This is a genomic window from Variovorax sp. J31P207, from assembly GCF_030316965.1.
GTDB classification, from domain to species: Bacteria; Pseudomonadota; Gammaproteobacteria; order Burkholderiales; family Burkholderiaceae_C; genus Variovorax; species Variovorax ginsengisoli_B.
In genome coordinates this window covers 218,231-234,063 of sequence record NZ_JASZYN010000004.1, presented here as the reverse complement: position 1 = coordinate 234,063, position 15,833 = coordinate 218,231, and the positions used below count along the sequence as shown (strand labels likewise).

At 69.6% G+C, this 15,833-nt stretch carries 15 protein-coding genes; 4 read left to right on the top strand and 11 right to left on the bottom strand.

Features of this window, described 5'->3' with window-relative positions; genetic code table 11:
* Positions 1–9: 9 nt before the first annotated feature.
* From QTI68_RS15705 to QTI68_RS15690, 4 genes are read right to left on the bottom strand one after another with little or no spacing between them, the layout of a single operon-like run.
* Positions 10–816 carry a PPK2 family polyphosphate kinase gene (locus QTI68_RS15705; protein WP_286522530.1) on the bottom strand — a complete coding sequence of 269 codons (807 nt, stop codon included), beginning with the start codon at positions 814–816 and terminating at the stop codon, positions 10–12.
* A gap of 13 nt (positions 817–829) precedes the next feature.
* Positions 830–1,258 carry an RNA-binding S4 domain-containing protein gene (locus QTI68_RS15700; protein ID WP_286522528.1) on the bottom strand — a complete coding sequence of 143 codons (429 nt, stop codon included), beginning with the start codon at positions 1,256–1,258 and terminating at the stop codon, positions 830–832.
* A 4-nt stretch (positions 1,259–1,262) separates the two neighbouring features.
* Entirely contained in the window at positions 1,263–2,678 is a 1,416-nt protein-coding gene (locus QTI68_RS15695; RefSeq protein WP_286522526.1) for a sensor histidine kinase, read from the bottom strand.
* Positions 2,675–3,349 carry a response regulator transcription factor gene (locus QTI68_RS15690; protein ID WP_286522525.1) on the bottom strand — a complete coding sequence of 225 codons (675 nt, stop codon included), beginning with the start codon at positions 3,347–3,349 and terminating at the stop codon, positions 2,675–2,677. The genes QTI68_RS15695 and QTI68_RS15690 overlap by 4 nt, the downstream gene beginning before the upstream one ends.
* Before the next feature lie 112 nt (positions 3,350–3,461).
* Here QTI68_RS15690 and QTI68_RS15685 point away from each other — a divergent pair, with 112 nt between their 5' ends.
* The 3 genes from QTI68_RS15685 (at position 3,462) to QTI68_RS15675 (ending at position 6,553) form a co-directional block, all read left to right on the top strand.
* A complete protein-coding gene (locus tag QTI68_RS15685; protein WP_286522524.1) occupies positions 3,462–4,421 on the top strand; it encodes a Bug family tripartite tricarboxylate transporter substrate binding protein in 960 nt (319 codons plus the stop codon).
* A 79-nt stretch (positions 4,422–4,500) separates the two neighbouring features.
* On the top strand, positions 4,501–5,034 hold the full coding sequence (locus QTI68_RS15680; protein WP_286522522.1) for a tripartite tricarboxylate transporter TctB family protein: 534 nt from the start codon (positions 4,501–4,503) through the stop codon (positions 5,032–5,034).
* A 1-nt stretch (position 5,035) separates the two neighbouring features.
* The gene (locus QTI68_RS15675; RefSeq protein WP_286522521.1) at positions 5,036–6,553 is read left to right on the top strand and encodes a tripartite tricarboxylate transporter permease; all 1,518 of its coding nucleotides are present in this window, start codon (positions 5,036–5,038) and stop codon (positions 6,551–6,553) included.
* Positions 6,554–6,569: 16 nt separating this feature from the next.
* On the opposite strand, the gene QTI68_RS15670 is transcribed toward QTI68_RS15675, so the two are convergent.
* Positions 6,570–7,025 (bottom strand): hypothetical protein, encoded by a 456-nt coding sequence (locus QTI68_RS15670; protein WP_286522519.1) that lies wholly within the window; start codon positions 7,023–7,025, stop codon positions 6,570–6,572.
* Between the two features lie 143 nt (positions 7,026–7,168).
* On the opposite strand from QTI68_RS15670, the gene QTI68_RS15665 reads away from it, so the two are divergent.
* Positions 7,169–7,873: a Crp/Fnr family transcriptional regulator gene (locus QTI68_RS15665; RefSeq protein WP_286522518.1), complete on the top strand. Its 705-nt coding sequence runs from the start codon at positions 7,169–7,171 to the stop codon at positions 7,871–7,873.
* A 4-nt stretch (positions 7,874–7,877) separates the two neighbouring features.
* On the opposite strand, the gene QTI68_RS15660 is transcribed toward QTI68_RS15665, so the two are convergent.
* From QTI68_RS15660 to QTI68_RS15635, 6 genes are all read right to left on the bottom strand, one after another.
* Complete coding sequence (locus QTI68_RS15660) at positions 7,878–8,534, bottom strand: trimeric intracellular cation channel family protein (protein ID WP_286522516.1); 657 nt, start codon at positions 8,532–8,534, stop codon at positions 7,878–7,880.
* Between the two features lie 6 nt (positions 8,535–8,540).
* The gene (locus QTI68_RS15655; protein WP_286522514.1) at positions 8,541–9,425 is read right to left on the bottom strand and encodes a copper chaperone PCu(A)C domain-containing protein; all 885 of its coding nucleotides are present in this window, start codon (positions 9,423–9,425) and stop codon (positions 8,541–8,543) included.
* 73 nt (positions 9,426–9,498) lie between these two features.
* Positions 9,499–11,823 (bottom strand): TonB-dependent receptor, encoded by a 2,325-nt coding sequence (locus QTI68_RS15650; protein ID WP_286522513.1) that lies wholly within the window; start codon positions 11,821–11,823, stop codon positions 9,499–9,501.
* A gap of 97 nt (positions 11,824–11,920) precedes the next feature.
* Entirely contained in the window at positions 11,921–12,277 is a 357-nt protein-coding gene (locus QTI68_RS15645) for a DUF2946 family protein (RefSeq protein WP_286522511.1), read from the bottom strand.
* A gap of 57 nt (positions 12,278–12,334) precedes the next feature.
* Positions 12,335–12,688 carry a hypothetical protein gene (locus QTI68_RS15640; RefSeq protein ID WP_286522510.1) on the bottom strand — a complete coding sequence of 118 codons (354 nt, stop codon included), beginning with the start codon at positions 12,686–12,688 and terminating at the stop codon, positions 12,335–12,337.
* 30 nt (positions 12,689–12,718) lie between these two features.
* A complete protein-coding gene (locus QTI68_RS15635; RefSeq protein WP_286522509.1) occupies positions 12,719–15,826 on the bottom strand; it encodes an efflux RND transporter permease subunit in 3,108 nt (1,035 codons plus the stop codon).
* Between the last annotated feature and the right edge of the window lie 7 nt (positions 15,827–15,833).

Genomic DNA, 15,833 nt, shown 5'->3' with positions numbered 1-15,833 from the left:
TCCGCAGGCTTACTCGATGACCAGGCCCTTCAGGGCGGGGTCGGCGTCCGGCACGCGCAGCTTCATGTCCTTGAGCGTCTTCACCAGCAGCCCGGCGATCATCAGGTTGCGGTGATGCTTGCTGTCGGCCGGTACGACGTACCACGGCGCGTCGTCGGTCGACGTGGCGGTCAGCGCCTTCTCGTAGGCCGCCTGGTAGGCGTCCCACTTCTTGCGCACCGCCAGGTCGTCGAGCGAGAACTTCCAGTGTTTGTCGGGCTGGTCGACCCGCTCCTGCAGGCGCACGCGCTGCTCCTGCTTGCTGATGTGCAGCATGCATTTGACGATGACTGTGCCGGTCTGGGTCAGCAGGCGCTCGAAGTCGTTGATCTGGGCATAGCGCTGCCGGGTCTGGTCCTTGTCGATCCAGCCTTCGACCACCGGCACCAGCACGTCTTCGTAGTGGCTTCGGTTCCAGACAGTGATCTCGCCGGTGCGCGGCACCACGGCATGGCAGCGCCACAGGAAGTCGCGCGCGCGCTCTTCCTCGGTCGGCGCCTTGAAGGCCGTCACCTTGACGCCCAGCGGCGAGGTGCGCGAAAACACCCAGCGGATGGTGCCGTCCTTGCCGCTGGTGTCCAGCCCCTGCAGCACCAGGAGCAGCTTGCGCCGGCCTTCGGCGTGCAGCACGTTCTGCAGCCGGTCGAGCTCGATGGCCAGTGTGTCGAGCTGCTCGCGCTGGGCGTCGTCGCCGCCGGACGAGAACGGCGTGGCGGCCGGATCGACGCCGGACAGCTTGAACTTGGAACCGACACGGAATTTCTTGAAACTGGCCATGGCAGGGGGTCTTTCAGGTCTCGTCGTCGGGATCGATGGAAGCGCTCCAGCGGCTGTCCCAGTCGGCGCGCCGGGCGCCGTCGAGGTCGCGCCGGTCGCGCTTGGTGGGACGGCCCTGCTCGATGCTCAGCGCCGGTTCGCTGCCGAGCCGGCGCTGCTCGCGTGCCGCCGCCTGGGCCGCCAGGCTCTCGGGCGTTTCTTCGTAGAGCTGCTGGGCGACCGGGGCCGGGCCGCGCTGGCCGCTGATGCCGCGTACCCAGACCACCCGCGACAGGCTGCCGAGGCGCAAGCTGACCGTGTCGCCCACCTTGACCTCGCGTGAGGCCTTGGCGACGTCGCCGTTGACCTGCACGCGGTTCTTGCCGATCTCGTCGGCGGCCAGCGAGCGCGTCTTGAAGAAGCGCGCCGCCCAAAGCCATTTGTCGATTCGAAGTCGGTCCATGAGTTCAGCGATTGTCGCGCGCCAGCGGGATTCGCACGACAGCATCCAGCCCGACGGTCCGGCCGCCGGCCTCGCGGTTGTCCAGCGCGATGCTGCCGCCCAGGGCCAGCACGATCTCGCGGCAGATCGCCAGCCCCAGGCCGGAGCCGCTGCCCACGTCGCCGGCCGCGAACGGCGCGAACAGCCGCTGGCGCAGCTCGTCGGAGATGCCGCGGCCCTGGTCGCTGACCTGCAGCAGCGCCAGCTCGCCTTCGGCATGCACCCGCACCGTCAGCGCCGCTGCGCGCGGGCTGTGCTTGATGGCGTTGTGCAGCAGGTTGCGGGCGAGCTCCTGCAGCATCCAGAGATGGGCGCGCACCGGCACCGGTGCCGGATCGGTCGAGAGCTCGAAGTCGAGCGCCTTGTCGGCGACCAGCGGCGACAGGTCGAGCGCCACCGCGCGCACCGCGTCGGCCAGGTCCAAGGTGACCGACTCGGGCTGCTGGCGCAGCTGCTCGACCTTGGCCAGCGACAGCATCTGGTTGGCCAGCGCGGTCGCGCGCTCGACGGTCTCGCTGATCTCGCCCAGCGCCTGGTCGGGCGGGACGTCGCCGCGGCGGGCCGACTGCACCTGCGCCTTGAGCACCGCGAGCGGCGTGCGCAGCTGGTGCGCGCTGTCGCGCACGAAGCGTTTCTGGTGGTCGAGTAGGCGCTGCAGCCGGCCCATCACCTGGGTGGTGGCGTCGATCAGCGGACGCAGTTCGCGCGGTGCGTCGGGGGCGTCGATCGGCGACAGGTCGTCGGCGGCGCGGCCCTGGATCGCCTCGCCCAGCGCGCGGACCGGGCGGGTGGCGCGCTGCACCACGACGACCGTGACCGCGGCGATCACCCCCATCAGCACCAGCTGGCGCCACAACATGTCGACCAGCAGCTTGCGCGCCAGCGTCTCGCGCAGCTCCAGCGTCTCCGCCACCTGCACCACGGCCATCGCGCGTCCGCGGCCGCTCGCGATCGGCTGCAGCAGCACGGCCACGCGCACCGGCATGGCGCGGAACTCGGCGTCGTAGAAGTCGACCAGCGCGGCATAGGGCGGGCGGTTCGGCAGCTTGCCGCGCCAGAAGGGCAGCTCCTCGAAGCCCGAGACCAGCTGGCCGTCGAGCGCCGACACCCGGTAGTACATCCGGCTCTGGTTGTCGGCCTCGAAGGCCTCGAGGGCGGAGTAGGGGACGATGGCGCGCAGTGTGGCCGCCTCGTCGTAGCCCTCGACGTCGAGCTGCTCGCCGATGGTCTTGGCGGAGGCCAGCAGTGTGCGGTCGTAGGCGGTCGTGGCGGCCGCCAGGCTCTGCCGATACAGGCTCACGCTGTTGATCACGATGAACACGGTGATCGGCCCCAGGATGCCCATGAGCAGCCGGGCGCGCAGCGAGGTGGCCCGCATCACGCGTCTTCGCGCAGCAGGTAGCCCAGGCCGCGCAGCGTCATCAGCGTGGCGCCGGTGGCGGCGAGCTTCTTGCGCAGCCGGTAGACCACGACCTCGATGGCTTCGTACTGCACGTCGGCCTCGCCCGGAAACACCAGCTCGAACAGGCGCTCCTTGCTGACCGCGTGGCCGGGCTTGGCCATCAGCGCCTTCAGCAGCGCCAGTTCGCGCGGCGTCAGTTCGAGTACCTCGGCGCGGTGGTAGATGGCGCCGCTGTCGGGTTCGTAGCGCAGGCCCCCGACTTCCGGCAGGCGCGCCGTCGCCTCGGCGCCCTGGTGACGCCGCTTGAGCGCCCGGATGCGGGCCTCGAGTTCGTCGAGGTCGAAGGGCTTGGGCAGATAGTCGTCGGCGCCGGCGTTGAGGCCGACGATGCGGTCGCCGACCGTGCCGCGGGCGGTGAGCAGCAGCACCGGCGTGCGCAGCCCGGCGGCGCGCGCCTGGGCCAGCACCTGCAGGCCGTCGAGCCCGGGCAGGCTCAGGTCGAGCGCCACCACGTCGGGTTCGAGCGCCCGCCACTGGGCCAGCGCCTGGGCGCCGTCGCCGCAGATCCGGACGTCGATCTGGCGCCGCCCGAGCGTGCGCTGCAAGGTGGTTTGCATCGACGGATCGTCTTCGACTAGCAGCAGCTTCATGGCGCGATTTTCGGTGTTTACCCCAGTCCGAAGGACAGCCAACTGACAGCAGGGCGGCGCATCATAGCGGCGTCAGCTTCTACTCAGCTTGCCAAAATCCAAGGAGACCTGCATGCGTCGCGATACCTTTCTGAAGTCCCTGGCCGCCCTGGCCGCCACCGGTGCCCTGCCGTTGTCGGCCTGGGCCGCTCCCAATGTCAAGATGATGATCCCCGCCAATCCGGGCGGCGGCTGGGACACCACGGGGCGGGCGCTGGGCAAGGCCCTGACCGACGCCAAGCTGGCCGACACCGTGACCTTCGACAACAAGGGCGGCGCCGCCGGCGCGCTCGGCCTGGCCCAGTTCGTCAACGGCTCCAAGGGCGATCCGAACGCGATGATGATCATGGGCGCCGTGATGCTGGGCGGCATCATCACCGGCAAGCCGCCTGTGAGCCTGTCGCAGGCGACGCCGATCGCCCGCATCACGAGCGAATACAACGTCTTCGTGCTGCCCGCCAGCTCGCCCCTGAAGACCATGAAGGACGTGGTCGAGCAGCTCAAGAAGGACCCGGGCAGCGTCAAGTGGGGCGGCGGCTCGCGCGGCTCCACCGAGCACATCGCCGCGGCCATGATCGCCCAGAAGGTCGGCGTCGATCCCTCGAAGATCAACTACGTCGCTTTCCGTGGCGGCGGCGAGGCCACGGCGGCGATCCTGGGCGGCAACGTCACGGTCGGCGGCAGCGGCTACAGCGAGTTCGCCGAATACATCAGCGCCGGCAAGATGCGCGCGATCGCGGTCACCTCGGCCCAGCGCCTGCAAGGCGTCAATGTGCCGACGCTCAAGGAGCAGGGCATCGACGTCGAGATCGGCAACTGGCGCGGCGTCTACGGCGCGCCCGGCATCACGCCCGAACAGCGCAAGGCGCTGACCGACATGGTGCTGGCGGCGCTCAAGACGCCGACCTGGGGCGAGGCGCTCAAGAAGAACGACTGGACGCCGGCGGTGCTGTCCGGCGAGGCCTTCGCCAAGTTCGTCGACGACGAGTTCGCGAGCCTGCGCGCGACCATGGTCAAGTCGGGCATGGTTTGAACGCCTGATCGGCACGGCAACGGGCGCAGGCCGTCGATCGGCCTGCGCCCTTTTTCCGCCCCCAGCGAGGTCCAGAAGAATGTCCAACATCGACTCACTCCCCCATTCACCCCCGGCTTTGTGGCCGCAGACGCTGGTCGGCGCCGGGGTTCTCGTCACCGGGCTGGCGCTCGCCTTCGGTGCCATCGGCATTTCGTCCGAGGCCGGCTATGGCGGTGTCGGGCCCAACTTCCTGCCCTGGCTGGTGTCGATCGCGCTGACCATCTGCGGCGGCTGGATCCTCTGGGAGTCGCGCACCGGCGGCTTCCGCGAGATGGATGAGCCTTCGGGCGCCACCAAGGCCTACTGGGCCGGTTTCATCTGGGTTTCGGCGGGCTTGCTGCTCAACGCGGCGCTGATCACCAGCATCGGCTTCATCCTGAGCTGCACCCTGTGCTACCTGCTCGCGGTCCAGGGCCTGCGCCGCGCCAGCGGGCAGGGCGGCGTCAACACGCCGCGCACCTGGCTCATCGACCTCGTGACCGGGCTGCTGATCGCGGCGCCGGTGTTCTGGACCTTCACCAAGTTCCTGGCGATCAACCTGCCGGGCCTGACCGCCACGGGCTGGATCTGACATGGATATCTTCAATGCATTGATGCATGGCTTCGCGCTGGCGATCACGCCCGCGAACCTTCTCTGGTGCCTGGTCGGCTGCGCCCTGGGCACGGCGGTCGGCGTGCTGCCCGGCATCGGCCCGGCGGTCGCCGTCGCGATGCTGCTGCCGATCACCGGCAAGGTCGACGTCACGGCTTCGATGATCTTCTTCTCGGGGATCTACTACGGGGCGATGTACGGCGGCTCGACCACCTCGATCCTGCTCAACACACCCGGCGAGACCGCCAGCATGGTGACCGCGATGGAGGGCAACAAGATGGCCAAGAGCGGGCGCGCCGGGGCGGCGCTCGCCACGGCGGCGATCGGCTCCTTCGTCGCCGGCACCATCGCCACTGTCATCGTCACGCTGTTCGCGCCCTTCGTGGCCGACTTCGCGGTCAAGCTCGGCCCGCCCGAGTATTTCCTGCTGATGCTGCTGGCCTTCACCACCGTGAGCGCGGTGCTCGGCAAGAGCACGCTGCGCGGCATGACGGCACTGTTCATCGGCCTGGCGGCGGGCTGCATCGGGCTCGACCAGATCTCGGGCCAGGGCCGCTACACCGGCGGCATTCCCGAACTGCTCGACGGCATCGAGATCGTGCTGGTCGCGGTCGGTCTGTTCGCGGTCGCCGAGGTGCTGTATGCCGTGCTGTACGAGGGCAAGGTGGTCGAAGGGCAGAACAAGCTCAGCCGCGTCCACATGACGGCGCGCGACTGGAAGCGCTCGATCCCGGCCTGGCTGCGCGGCACCGCGATCGGCACGCCCTTCGGCTGCATCCCGGCCGGCGGCACCGAGATCCCGACCTTCCTGAGCTACGCGACCGAAAAGAAGCTGGCCAAGGATTCGGATGCCAAGGCCGAATTCGGCACCAGCGGCGCGATCGAAGGCGTGGCCGGCCCCGAGGCCGCCAACAACGCCACCGTGACGGCGGCGCTGATTCCGCTGCTGACGCTCGGCATCCCGACCTCGAACACCACCGCCATCCTGCTCGGCGCCTTCCAGAACTACGGCATCCAGCCGGGGCCGCAGTTGTTCACGACTTCGGCCGCGCTGGTCTGGGCGCTGATCGCCTCGCTCTACATCGGCAACGTGATGCTGCTGGTGCTGAACCTGCCGATGGTCGGGCTGTGGGTCAAGCTGCTCAAGATCCCGAAGCCGCAGCTCTATGCGGGCATCCTGATCTTCGCCACGGTGGGTGCCTACGGCATGCGCCAGAGCGCCTTCGACCTGGTGCTGCTGTATGTGATCGGCGTGCTCGGCGTCGTGATGCGGCGCTACGACTTCCCGACCGCGCCGGTGGTCGTCGGCATGATCCTCGGGCCGCTGGCCGAAGCGCAGCTGCGCAACGCGATGTCGATCGGCGAGGGCAGCGCGGCAGTGTTCTTCCAGCGTCCGATGTCGATCGTGCTGGTGATCATCGTGCTGGCGGTGATGATCCTGCCGCGCGTGGCCAAGCGGCTGAGCGAGCGGCGCGCCGCCGCGGCGGCGGCCGCCTGAGGCCGCGGCGCGACGCTCAGTTCGCGGCCGAGCCCGCGTCGGACGGGGCGGTCGCGGTCTGCTGCATCCTGGCGCCCTGCAGGCGCTGCACTTCGGCCATGAATTCCGGGCCGCTGCGCATGCGCTGATAGGCCGCCATCTGGGCCCGGTAGGCCGGGCTCGACGGGTCGAAGCTGTCCCGGTTGGCGACCTGGCTCATGCCCGACCGGATCCAGAGGCTCGTGTCGGCGGCGACTTCGACCCGGCTCATCGCGCCGGTCGCGGGATCGGCGGGGCCGACGCGATACTCCTGCGGCGCACTCATCATCGACCGGCTCGCCGCCAAGTCGGCCGTGACGGCCGAACGGCTGTAGGCGCTGCCCGTGGTGGCGATGGGCGCTCCGACCCACTGCTCGGCCGGGACCGTCTGGGCAAAGGCGGTCGCACCGGCCAGCGCGAGGACGGAGACACCGAGAACTTGCCTGGCATTCATGATGAAATCTCCCGAAGGCTTGGACGTGCAGTCGCGGACATCGCGGCCATCACAGGGCGTGACTGTGACGGCTCCGGGCCTGGGGGGCTGTGCGTTTTGGCACCTCGTTTCTCAATCCGCCCGATGCCGCTGGGAGGTCCGCCATGGCGCTCCAACGTTCCACTCTCGGCCTGCAGCACATCGCGCTGCTGCAAGGCCTGTCGGCCGAACGGCTGGAGCAGCTGGCGCAGCGCTGCCAATGGAAGAGCCTGCCGGCCGCGACCCCGGTGCTGCTGCGTTCCGAGCAGAAGAGCGAGGTCTACTTCGTGGTCTCGGGCGCCCTGCGCGTGACCTCCTACGCGGCCAATGGCCGGCAGGTCACTTTTCGCGATCCGCAGGCTGGCGAGCATTTCGGCGACATCGCGGCGATCGACGGCCAACCGCGGTCGGCGGACGTCGTGACGCTCACGCCTTCCGTGGTGGCCAGCCTGGACCGCGCTGCCTTCCTCGAGCTGCTGCGCGACGAGCCGATGGTCGCCGAGCGCGTGATGCGCGGCCTGGCGGCGCTGGTGCGGCAGCTGTCGGACCGGGTCATCGACCTGAGCACGCTCGGGGTGCAGAACCGGGTGCACGCCGAACTGCTGCGGCTCGCCCAACAGGCCGGTGTGGTCGACAACCGCGCGCGGCTGGATCCGATGCCGACCCATGCCGAACTGGCCGGGCGGATCAGCACCAACCGCGAACAGGTCACGCGGGAGCTCAACGCGCTGCGCCGCGAGGGCGTGCTCGCCAAGGACGGCAAGGCGCTGGTGGTGCCTGACGTGGCGCGGCTGGCGGGACTGGTGGCCGAAGTCCGGGGCTTCGACTGAACCCCTAGTCGTTCGAGCGCCAGGCCGGCAGCTTCCAGCCGGTCCAGAGCGCCCCGAGACGCAAGACGATCGCGGTCGTGGCACCGGCGGTCAGTCCGACCCAATCGGGCGCCTGCAGGGTGTCGGCGCCGACGATGACCCAGGCGCCCACGAAAGAGCAGATCGCGTACGGCTGGTGGTCGCTGAAGGCGCGCGGGATCTCGTTGCAGACGATGTCGCGCAAGACGCCGCCGAACACCGCGGTCATCATGCCCATCAGCACGGCCACGATCGGCGGCATCGAGGCGCCGAGCGCGATCTGCGTGCCGGTGGCGGTGAAGAGGCCCAGGCCGAGCGCGTCGGGCCACTGCATCGCGCGCTCTGTGAGCGCGAAATGGCGGTCGCGCAGGAACAGCATCGCCGCCACGCACAGCGCGAGCAGCAGCCACAGCCAGCCCGCATGCTCGACCCAGAAGAAGGGCCGGCGGTCGAGCAGCACATCGCGCAGGGTGCCGCCGCCGAAGGCTGCGAGGCCGGCCACCATGACCACGCCGACCGCGTCGAGCCGCTTGCGCGCGGCCTCGATCAGGCCCGATATCGCAAACGCCAGCGTCGCCGCCGCCTCGATCGCGATCTGTGCATTGGAGAGCGACAGGACGGTGGAGAGCGGCAGGCTTTGCATGGGAAGTCAGTTGTGCATGTGGCCGTGCGATTCTGTCGCAGCACCGGCCGGTGCACCGACCGGGACGTCGACCTGGAGCGAGCTCTTGACGCCCTTGGCGTCCTCGAAGCGCAGGGTGAACGGGATGCTGCCGCCCTTGGCGATCGGCTGCTTCAGGTCCATCAGCATGACGTGCAGGCCGCTGGGCTTGAGCTCCACGGTCTGCCGCGGCGGCAGTTCGAGCCCGCCGGCGACTTCGCGCATCTTCATGGTGTCGCCTTCCATCTTCATCTCGTGCACTTCGGCCACGCCGGCCGCGGGCGTCGAGGCGCCGACCAGCCGGGCCCCCGAGGGCGCCATGAGCTTCATGAAGGCGCCGGTGCCGCTCTGGCCGGGCACCGTCTGACGGACCCAGGCGTCGCGTACGTCGACCGCGGCCACGCCGGCCGGCAGCACGTCGAGGCGGGCCGCCGGCAGGGCCAGCTTCTCGGTCGAACCGGCGGCCGGCACCTGGGCCCAGTCGGCGCTGCCGACGTCGCAGCTCTGCAGCACCTTGAAATAGAGCGGGCCGGGCTTGTCGGTGAGCTTGCCGCGGACGATGAATTCGGCCCGCTCGGCGCCCGGCAATGCGGTCTGTGCCGAGTCGGCCTTCCAGGACACCTCGCCCGGCGTGGCGGCCAGGGTCCAGCCCTGGCGCGGCTGGGCCTGGATCAGCGTGAAGCCCTGGGGCAGCTGGACCCGCACGCCGGTGGTGGCCTTGGCGTCGGTGCAGGCATGGCCGACGCGGAAGGCAGCGTCGTATTCGCTGCCGGCCGCGGCGCCGCCGGCGGGCAGGGTGACGTGGGCCATGGCGGCGGAGCTGCAGAGTGCGGCGCAGGCGGCGAGGGTACGGAGGGGGGTGGTGTGGTTCATTTGGTGGCTCCTTTAGTCAGTTGAGGACAGAGCAAAAACAGCTTCGCAGTTTCTTGATCTGTCCCGCAAGGTCTCAGTAATCCCAGCGCAACTCGGCGGTGTAAGTGCGCTGCGGGTAGGGGTGGAAATTCCAGTACTGGTAGTTGTTGGCATTGTCGATACCGAAGGCGGCCGACCACTGCTTGTCGATCTGGTAGCGCGCCCGCAGATCGACCGTGAAGTACTTGCTGGCGCCGAAGTAGGCGAAGCCGTTGACGTCGCTGTTGTCGAGGGTCGAGTACTGCTTGCCGCTGTAGCGCGCGGCCGCGGTGAAGGCCCAGCGGGCGTCGGGCCTGTAGGTGGCGTAGAGGGTGGAGCGCCATTGCGGAACCCGCGGCTGCCACTTGCCGACGCTGGCCGGGAACAACGGGTTCGAGACGATCTTCGAGTCGGCATAGGTGAGGCTGGCGCCCATGTCGAGGCCGCGCATCCAGACGTTTTGCCCGGTGTAGGAAAGCTCGAAGCCGGTGGTGCGGACCTTGGCGATGTTCTCCACCCGCGAGATGCTGGTGTTCGGGATCAGCTGGCTGTAGAGCGCGTCGTCGGTGGTCTCGTGGAACAGCGTGGCGCGGGCCAGGCCGTTGCCGAGGTCCTTCTCGGCGCTCAGTTCGCTGGTCCATGATTTCTCGGGCTTGAGGAACGGGTTGTTGATGAAAGACAGCGCGCCGCCGGTCGTGGCGCCATACAGCTCGCCCACGGTCGGGTAGCGCACCGCCCGGCCGAGCGAGGCCTTGAGCACCGTGTCGTCGGCCCACTGGTAGGCCAGCGCCGCTTTCGGCGAGGCGTCCGATTCGCTGCGCGACGGGTAGGACAGGGCGCTGTTCGCGGTGGCGGTGAAGCCGTTGCTGGCTTGCCAGTCTTCCCATCGCAAGCCCAGCACGGCCTTCCACTTCGGCGCGAAGGACCAGCTGTCCTGCGCCCATCCGGCGACGGTCTCGGTGTTGCCGCCGACGTTGCTGACCAGCGTGCCGGAGGGGCCGGAAAGCCAGTTGCCGATCGTGTTGGTCTTGAGGATGCCGAGCTTGTAGGCATCGCGCTCGACGCCGAAGTCGACGATGTGGGCGCCGCCCACCCCCTGCGGCCGCCAGGTGCCCTTGGCCGTCAGTGTGTTCCAGCCCGTGGAGCCGCCCTGGTCCTGCAGGGTGCCGGCGCCGCCGATGGCCGCCAGCGGCAGCGCCACCGTGGGCGCGCGCTGCTGATCCTTCGAATAGTCGTAGAGGCTGGCGGCCACTTCCCAGTCCCACTCGCCCTGGGTGTTGCTCTTGACCGAGAGGCCGTGCATGTAGTGGGTCTGCGCGTCGTTGGTGAGCGGAAACGCCGTCGGCCCGAGCGTGAAGCTGCGTCCGAGGATGTTGACCAGCCCGGTGTAGACCGGCTGGCCCTGGGCATTGCTCAGGTAGCTCTCCGGCCGGCCTTCGGAGCTGTTCTGCCACCAGCCCAGCGTGTAGGTGGCGGTCACGGTGGGCGAGAAGTCGTAGGCCAGCTTGAGCTTGGCGTGGTCCTGGAGCGTGTGGTACTGGGTGCCGGTGCCGAGGATGTACCACGGCGTGTTGGTGGTGTTGAGGCCCGGCACGAAGCCCACCACCGGGGTGCCGGCGCGCCCGGGCGTGCCCGAGGCCACGGTCGCGGTCGTGAAGGTCAGCGGCTGGCCCTGGCTGTCGCCCCGGCTCAGGTCGATGAACCACGACCAGTCGCCGCTGCGGCTGCCGAGCGAGGCGCTGGACTGCCAGCTGTTGAAGGTCTTGCTCGTGTTGTAGAGGTCGTTGGGCTGCGACTGGTAGCCCATCTTGACGTGGGCTTCAAGCTGCGAGGGCATGCGGGTCACGTAGTCGACCACCGCGCCGGCCGAGTTGCCGGGGTAGGCGGCCGAGAAGGGGCCGTACATCACGTCGACCCGCTCGATTTCCTCGGTCGTGACGAGGCCCCAGCGCGGCGCGTAGTTGCTGCCGTTGGCGATGCCGTTGCCGAGGTAGTTCGACAGCAGGATGCCGTCGGCATAGACCGCGGAGCGGGCGCTGTTGCCGGTGCCCGAGGCGCGGGTCGACAGGATGGCGTGGTTGTAGTCGCCGATGTAGCGCTTGCGCACCAGCAGGCTGGGCAGGTACTTGAGCGCGTCCTCGCTGTCGGTGGCGTTGATGCGGGTCTCGATCTCCTCGCGGGTGACGCCCTCGATGGTGGTCGGGATCTGGGTCGGCAGCGAGGTCGGCTGGCCGCCGGTCACGGTGACGACGCCGAGCGAGCGCGTGCGCTCGGGGGCCTCGTCGGCGGCACGCGATGCCGGTCGCTCCTGGGCCGACGCCGGCAGCGCCCACCAGGGGGATGCCGCGCTCAACGCGAGCGACAGCAGGGTCTTGTTCATGGAAGGATCTCCTCGGCAGCCGTCGGCTGCCTGCGCATTGCGGGATCGCGCAGCGCGGCGCCTTCCATGCGCCGCGTGCGTCAGGGCTGAAGCAAGCTCAGGAGAGAGGAGGTCCGCGCGCTGGCAGCGGGGCGGCGGTGGCCGCGGCGATGCGCGCGGCCGGAATCGACTGGACCGCATGGCCCAGGGGCTGCACTGTCGGCAATTGCGCCAGCGGCAAGGCCGGCGGCGGTGCACCGGCCGGCAGGCACAGCGGGCAGTCGAGGTGGCCGGCGGCCGGCGCCTGTGCGCCGTCGTCGGTCATGACCACCAGCATGGTGGCGCCGGCGGCCGAGCAGACGATTTCCATCGGCTTCGGCTGGACCAGCGGAGAGGCCACGGCGACACCGAGCGACAGCGCGAACCACGCCAGCACGAAGCTGGCGAGGAGGCGGGCGCGGCGGAGTGCGGGCATGGGCGCGATTATGCGGCTTGGCGTGGGGCGGGCGGACCGGCGTCGTGCGGGCGGGGCTCAGCGCGCGGGGGCGTCGGCCGGCACCACGGTGGTGGAACGGCGCGAGCGGACGGTTTCGGTCGCGCCCGGCACTGGCTGGCCGGCCGGCGTGACCACCGTGGCGCGCCGGTCGGGCGTGCGCGTCGTGACGTTGGCCGGCGGTCCGCCGCGCGCGCGGTCCAGTGCCGCGCCGGCGTCGCGGACGCAGGCTTCGCGCTCGGGCGCCGGCAGCTTGCCGCTGTTGCAGACGGCCAGCTGGCGTTCGTGGCGCTCCTGGGCCTGCTGCAGATCGGTCGCGGTCTGCGCGTGGGCGCCGAAGGCGCTGGCCAGCAGGACGCCGCACAGTGCGGCACGGGAAACGGGTCGAGTCATGGTGTGGCTCCGTCGAGTGACGGGGCTAGTCTATCCGGCGCCGTGCGCCGCGTCCGGCCTCGTTTCGGTCACCGGGGGCTTGCCGCGCAGGCGCCGCGCGGTGCGCCTGATCCAGCCCTCGACGTCGTCGACGTAGGTGAACACCGCCGGCACCACCAGCAGGCTCAGCACGGTGGAGGTGATCAGCCCGCCGATCACGGCCATCGCCATCGGCGAGCGGAAGCTGGAATCAGCGGCGCCGAGCCCGATCGCGATCGGCAGCATGCCCGCGCCCATCGCCAGCGTGGTCATGATGATCGGCCGGGCCCGCTTGTGGCAGGCGTCGCGCAGGGCGTCCCAGCGGCTCATTCCGTGATCGCGGCGCGCCACGATCGCGTACTCGACCAGCAGGATCGAGTTCTTGGTCGCGATGCCCATCAGCATGATGAGACCGATCAGCGAAGGCATCGACAGCGCCTTCTGGCCGATCAGCAGGCCGACGAAGGCGCCGCCGAGCGCCAGCGGCAGCGCGCAAAGGATCGTGATCGGATGCAGGAAATCCTTGAACAGCAGCACCAGCACGATGTAGATGCACAGCACGCCGGTCAGCATGGCCAGGCCGAAGCTCGCGAACAGCTCGGTCATGACCTCGGCGTCGCCGACCTCGGCCACCCGCACGCCGGGCGGCAGGCTGCGGATCGAGGGCAGCTTCATCGCCGCGTCCTTGGCGTCGCCGAGGCCGACGCCCGACAGCTCGATCTCGAAATTGACGTTGCGCGAGCGGTCGTAGCGGTCGATCACGGCCGGGCCGCCCTCCATCGTGAGCGCCGCCACCTGGCCCAGCATGACCGGGCCGCGCGTGCCGGGCACCGCGAGCCGTTCGAGCAGCGCCAGGTTCTGCCGCGCCGAATCCTCCAGCTTGACAACGATCGGCACCTGCCGCTGCGCCAGGTTGAGCTTGGGCAGGTTCTGGTCGTAGTCGCCGAGCGTGGCGACCCGCAGCGTCTCGGCGATCGCCGAACTCGTGACGCCGAGGTCGGCGGCGCGCGCGAAGTCGGGCCTGACCGCGATCTCGGGCCGGATCAGGCTGGCGGTCGAGGTGATGTTGCCGAGGCCAGGAATGGTGCGCAGGTCGCGTTCCACCGCGCGTGCGGCGGTGGTCAGCGCATTCGGGTCGTCGCCGCTGAGCGCCAGGATGTATTTCTCGCCCGAGCCGCCGAGGCCCACAGTGCTGCGCACGCCGGGCAGGGTCTCGAGCGCGGCCCGGATGCGGTTCTCGATCACCTGCTTGCGTGGCCGGTCGCCGCGCGGGTCGAGCTGGATCGTGAGTGTCGCCTTGCGGGTCTCGGGGGTGCCGAAGTTGGCGAAGGGGTCGCCGCCGGCGCTGCCGCCGCCGACCGTGGTGTAGACGCTGCGCACATGGTCGATCGCCATCAGGCGCCGGCGCGTTTCCTCGGCAGTTGCGGTGGTCTGGGCCAAGGTGGCGCCGGGCGCGAGCGACAGGTAGACCTGGGTCTGCGAGTTGTCGTCGGGCGGGATGAAGCCGGTCTTGAGCAGCGGGATCATCGCCACCGAGCCGAAGAAGAAGAGGGTGGCCAGCACCATCGTCGTGAATCGGTGCCTCAGGCACCACTCGGCCATCCGCATGTAGATTTTGAGCCAGCGCGGCTCCTTCTCGGCGTGGACGATCGGCTTCAGGATGTAGGCCGCCATCATCGGCGTCAGCACGCGGGCCACCACCAGGGATGCGAACACCGCGAGCGAGGCGGTCCAGCCGAACTGCTTGAAGAACTTGCCGGCCACGCCGCTCATGAAGGCGGTCGGAAGGAACACCGCGATCAGGGTGAAGGTGGTGGCGATCACGGCCAGGCCGATCTCGTCGGCGGCTTCCATCGCGGCCTGGTAGGGCGACTTGCCCATTCGCAGGTGACGCACGATGTTCTCGACCTCGACGATCGCATCATCGACCAGGATCCCGACCACCAGCGACAGCGCCAGCAGCGACACCACGTTGATCGAGAAGCCCAGCAGGTACATGCCCACGAAGGCCGGGATCACCGACATCGGCAGTGCCACCGCCGAAATGAAGGTCGCCCGCCAGTCGCGCAGGAACAGCCAGACCACGATCACGGCCAGGATCGCGCCCTCGTAGAGCAGGTGCAGCGAGCCTTCGTATTCCTCCTCGACCGGGGCGACGAAATTGAAGGCCTCGGTGAGCTGGATGTCGGGGTGCTGCAGGCGCATCTCGCCGAGCGCCTTCTGGATCGCGGCGCCGACCTCGACCTCGCTGGCGCCGCGGCTGCGCGCCACCTCGAAGCCGACCACCGGCCGGCCGTCGAGCAGCGCCGCGGCGCGCGGCTCGGCGATCGTGTCGCTGATGCGCGCCACCTCGTCGAGCCGGATGCGGCGGCCGTCGGTCAGTGCGATCTGCATGGCGGCCAGCTGGTCGGCCGACTGCACCGTGGCCAGCGTGCGCACTGGCTGCTCGCTGCCGCCGACGTCGGTGCGGCCGCCCGCGCTCTCGGTCTGCACCAGCCGCAGCTGGCGCGAGATGTCGGCCGCAGTGGCGCCCAGCGCCTGCAGCTTGGCCGGATCGAGATCGACATGCACCTGGCGCGTGACGCCGCCGACGCGATTGACAGCGCCGACGCCGGGCAGCGCCAGCAGCTTCTTGGTGACATCGTTGTCGACGAACCAGGACAGGGCCTCGTCGTCCATCTTCGAAGACGCGATCGTGAAGGCCAGCACCGGCTGGGCCGCGAAGTCGAGCTTGGTGACCACCGGATCGCGGACGTCAGCCGGCAGGTCGGCGCGCACCCGCTGCACCGCCGAACGCACGTCGTCGACCGCTTCCTGGACCGGCTTCTCGAGCCGGAATTCGACGATCAGCGTGGCCGCGCCGTCCTGCACCTTGGTCGTGATGTGCTTCAGGCCCTGGATGGTGGCGATCGAGTTCTCGAGCTTGCGCGCGACATCGTTCTCGAGCTGCGAGGGCGCGGCGCCCGGCAGCGCGGCCGACACCGTGACGGTCGGCAGGTCGATGTCCGGGAAGTTCTGGACCTTCATGGCGTTGAAGGACAAGAGACCCGCGAAGGTCAACAGCACGAACAGCATCACCGCCGGGATCGGGTTGCGGATGGACCAGGCCGAGACGTTCAAGATCGCT

Excerpts from the sequence above, each read along its gene's own strand:
- QTI68_RS15645 (WP_286522511.1), bottom strand. The coding sequence starts at position 12,277 with ATGCCCGCACTCCGCCGCGCCCGCCTCCTCGCCAGCTTCGTGCTGGCG.
- QTI68_RS15665 (WP_286522518.1), top strand. The coding sequence starts at position 7,169 with ATGGCGCTCCAACGTTCCACTCTCGGCCTGCAGCACATCGCGCTGCTG.
- QTI68_RS15640 (WP_286522510.1), bottom strand. The coding sequence starts at position 12,688 with ATGACTCGACCCGTTTCCCGTGCCGCACTGTGCGGCGTCCTGCTGGCC.
- QTI68_RS15700 (WP_286522528.1), bottom strand. The coding sequence starts at position 1,258 with ATGGACCGACTTCGAATCGACAAATGGCTTTGGGCGGCGCGCTTCTTC.
- QTI68_RS15685 (WP_286522524.1), top strand. The coding sequence starts at position 3,462 with ATGCGTCGCGATACCTTTCTGAAGTCCCTGGCCGCCCTGGCCGCCACC.
- QTI68_RS15690 (WP_286522525.1), bottom strand. The coding sequence starts at position 3,349 with ATGAAGCTGCTGCTAGTCGAAGACGATCCGTCGATGCAAACCACCTTG.
- QTI68_RS15650 (WP_286522513.1), bottom strand. The coding sequence starts at position 11,823 with ATGAACAAGACCCTGCTGTCGCTCGCGTTGAGCGCGGCATCCCCCTGG.
- QTI68_RS15660 (WP_286522516.1), bottom strand. The coding sequence starts at position 8,534 with ATGCAAAGCCTGCCGCTCTCCACCGTCCTGTCGCTCTCCAATGCACAG.
- QTI68_RS15705 (WP_286522530.1), bottom strand. The coding sequence starts at position 816 with ATGGCCAGTTTCAAGAAATTCCGTGTCGGTTCCAAGTTCAAGCTGTCC.
- QTI68_RS15655 (WP_286522514.1), bottom strand. The coding sequence starts at position 9,425 with ATGAACCACACCACCCCCCTCCGTACCCTCGCCGCCTGCGCCGCACTC.
- QTI68_RS15675 (WP_286522521.1), top strand. The coding sequence starts at position 5,036 with ATGGATATCTTCAATGCATTGATGCATGGCTTCGCGCTGGCGATCACG.
- QTI68_RS15680 (WP_286522522.1), top strand. The coding sequence starts at position 4,501 with ATGTCCAACATCGACTCACTCCCCCATTCACCCCCGGCTTTGTGGCCG.
- QTI68_RS15670 (WP_286522519.1), bottom strand. The coding sequence starts at position 7,025 with ATGAATGCCAGGCAAGTTCTCGGTGTCTCCGTCCTCGCGCTGGCCGGT.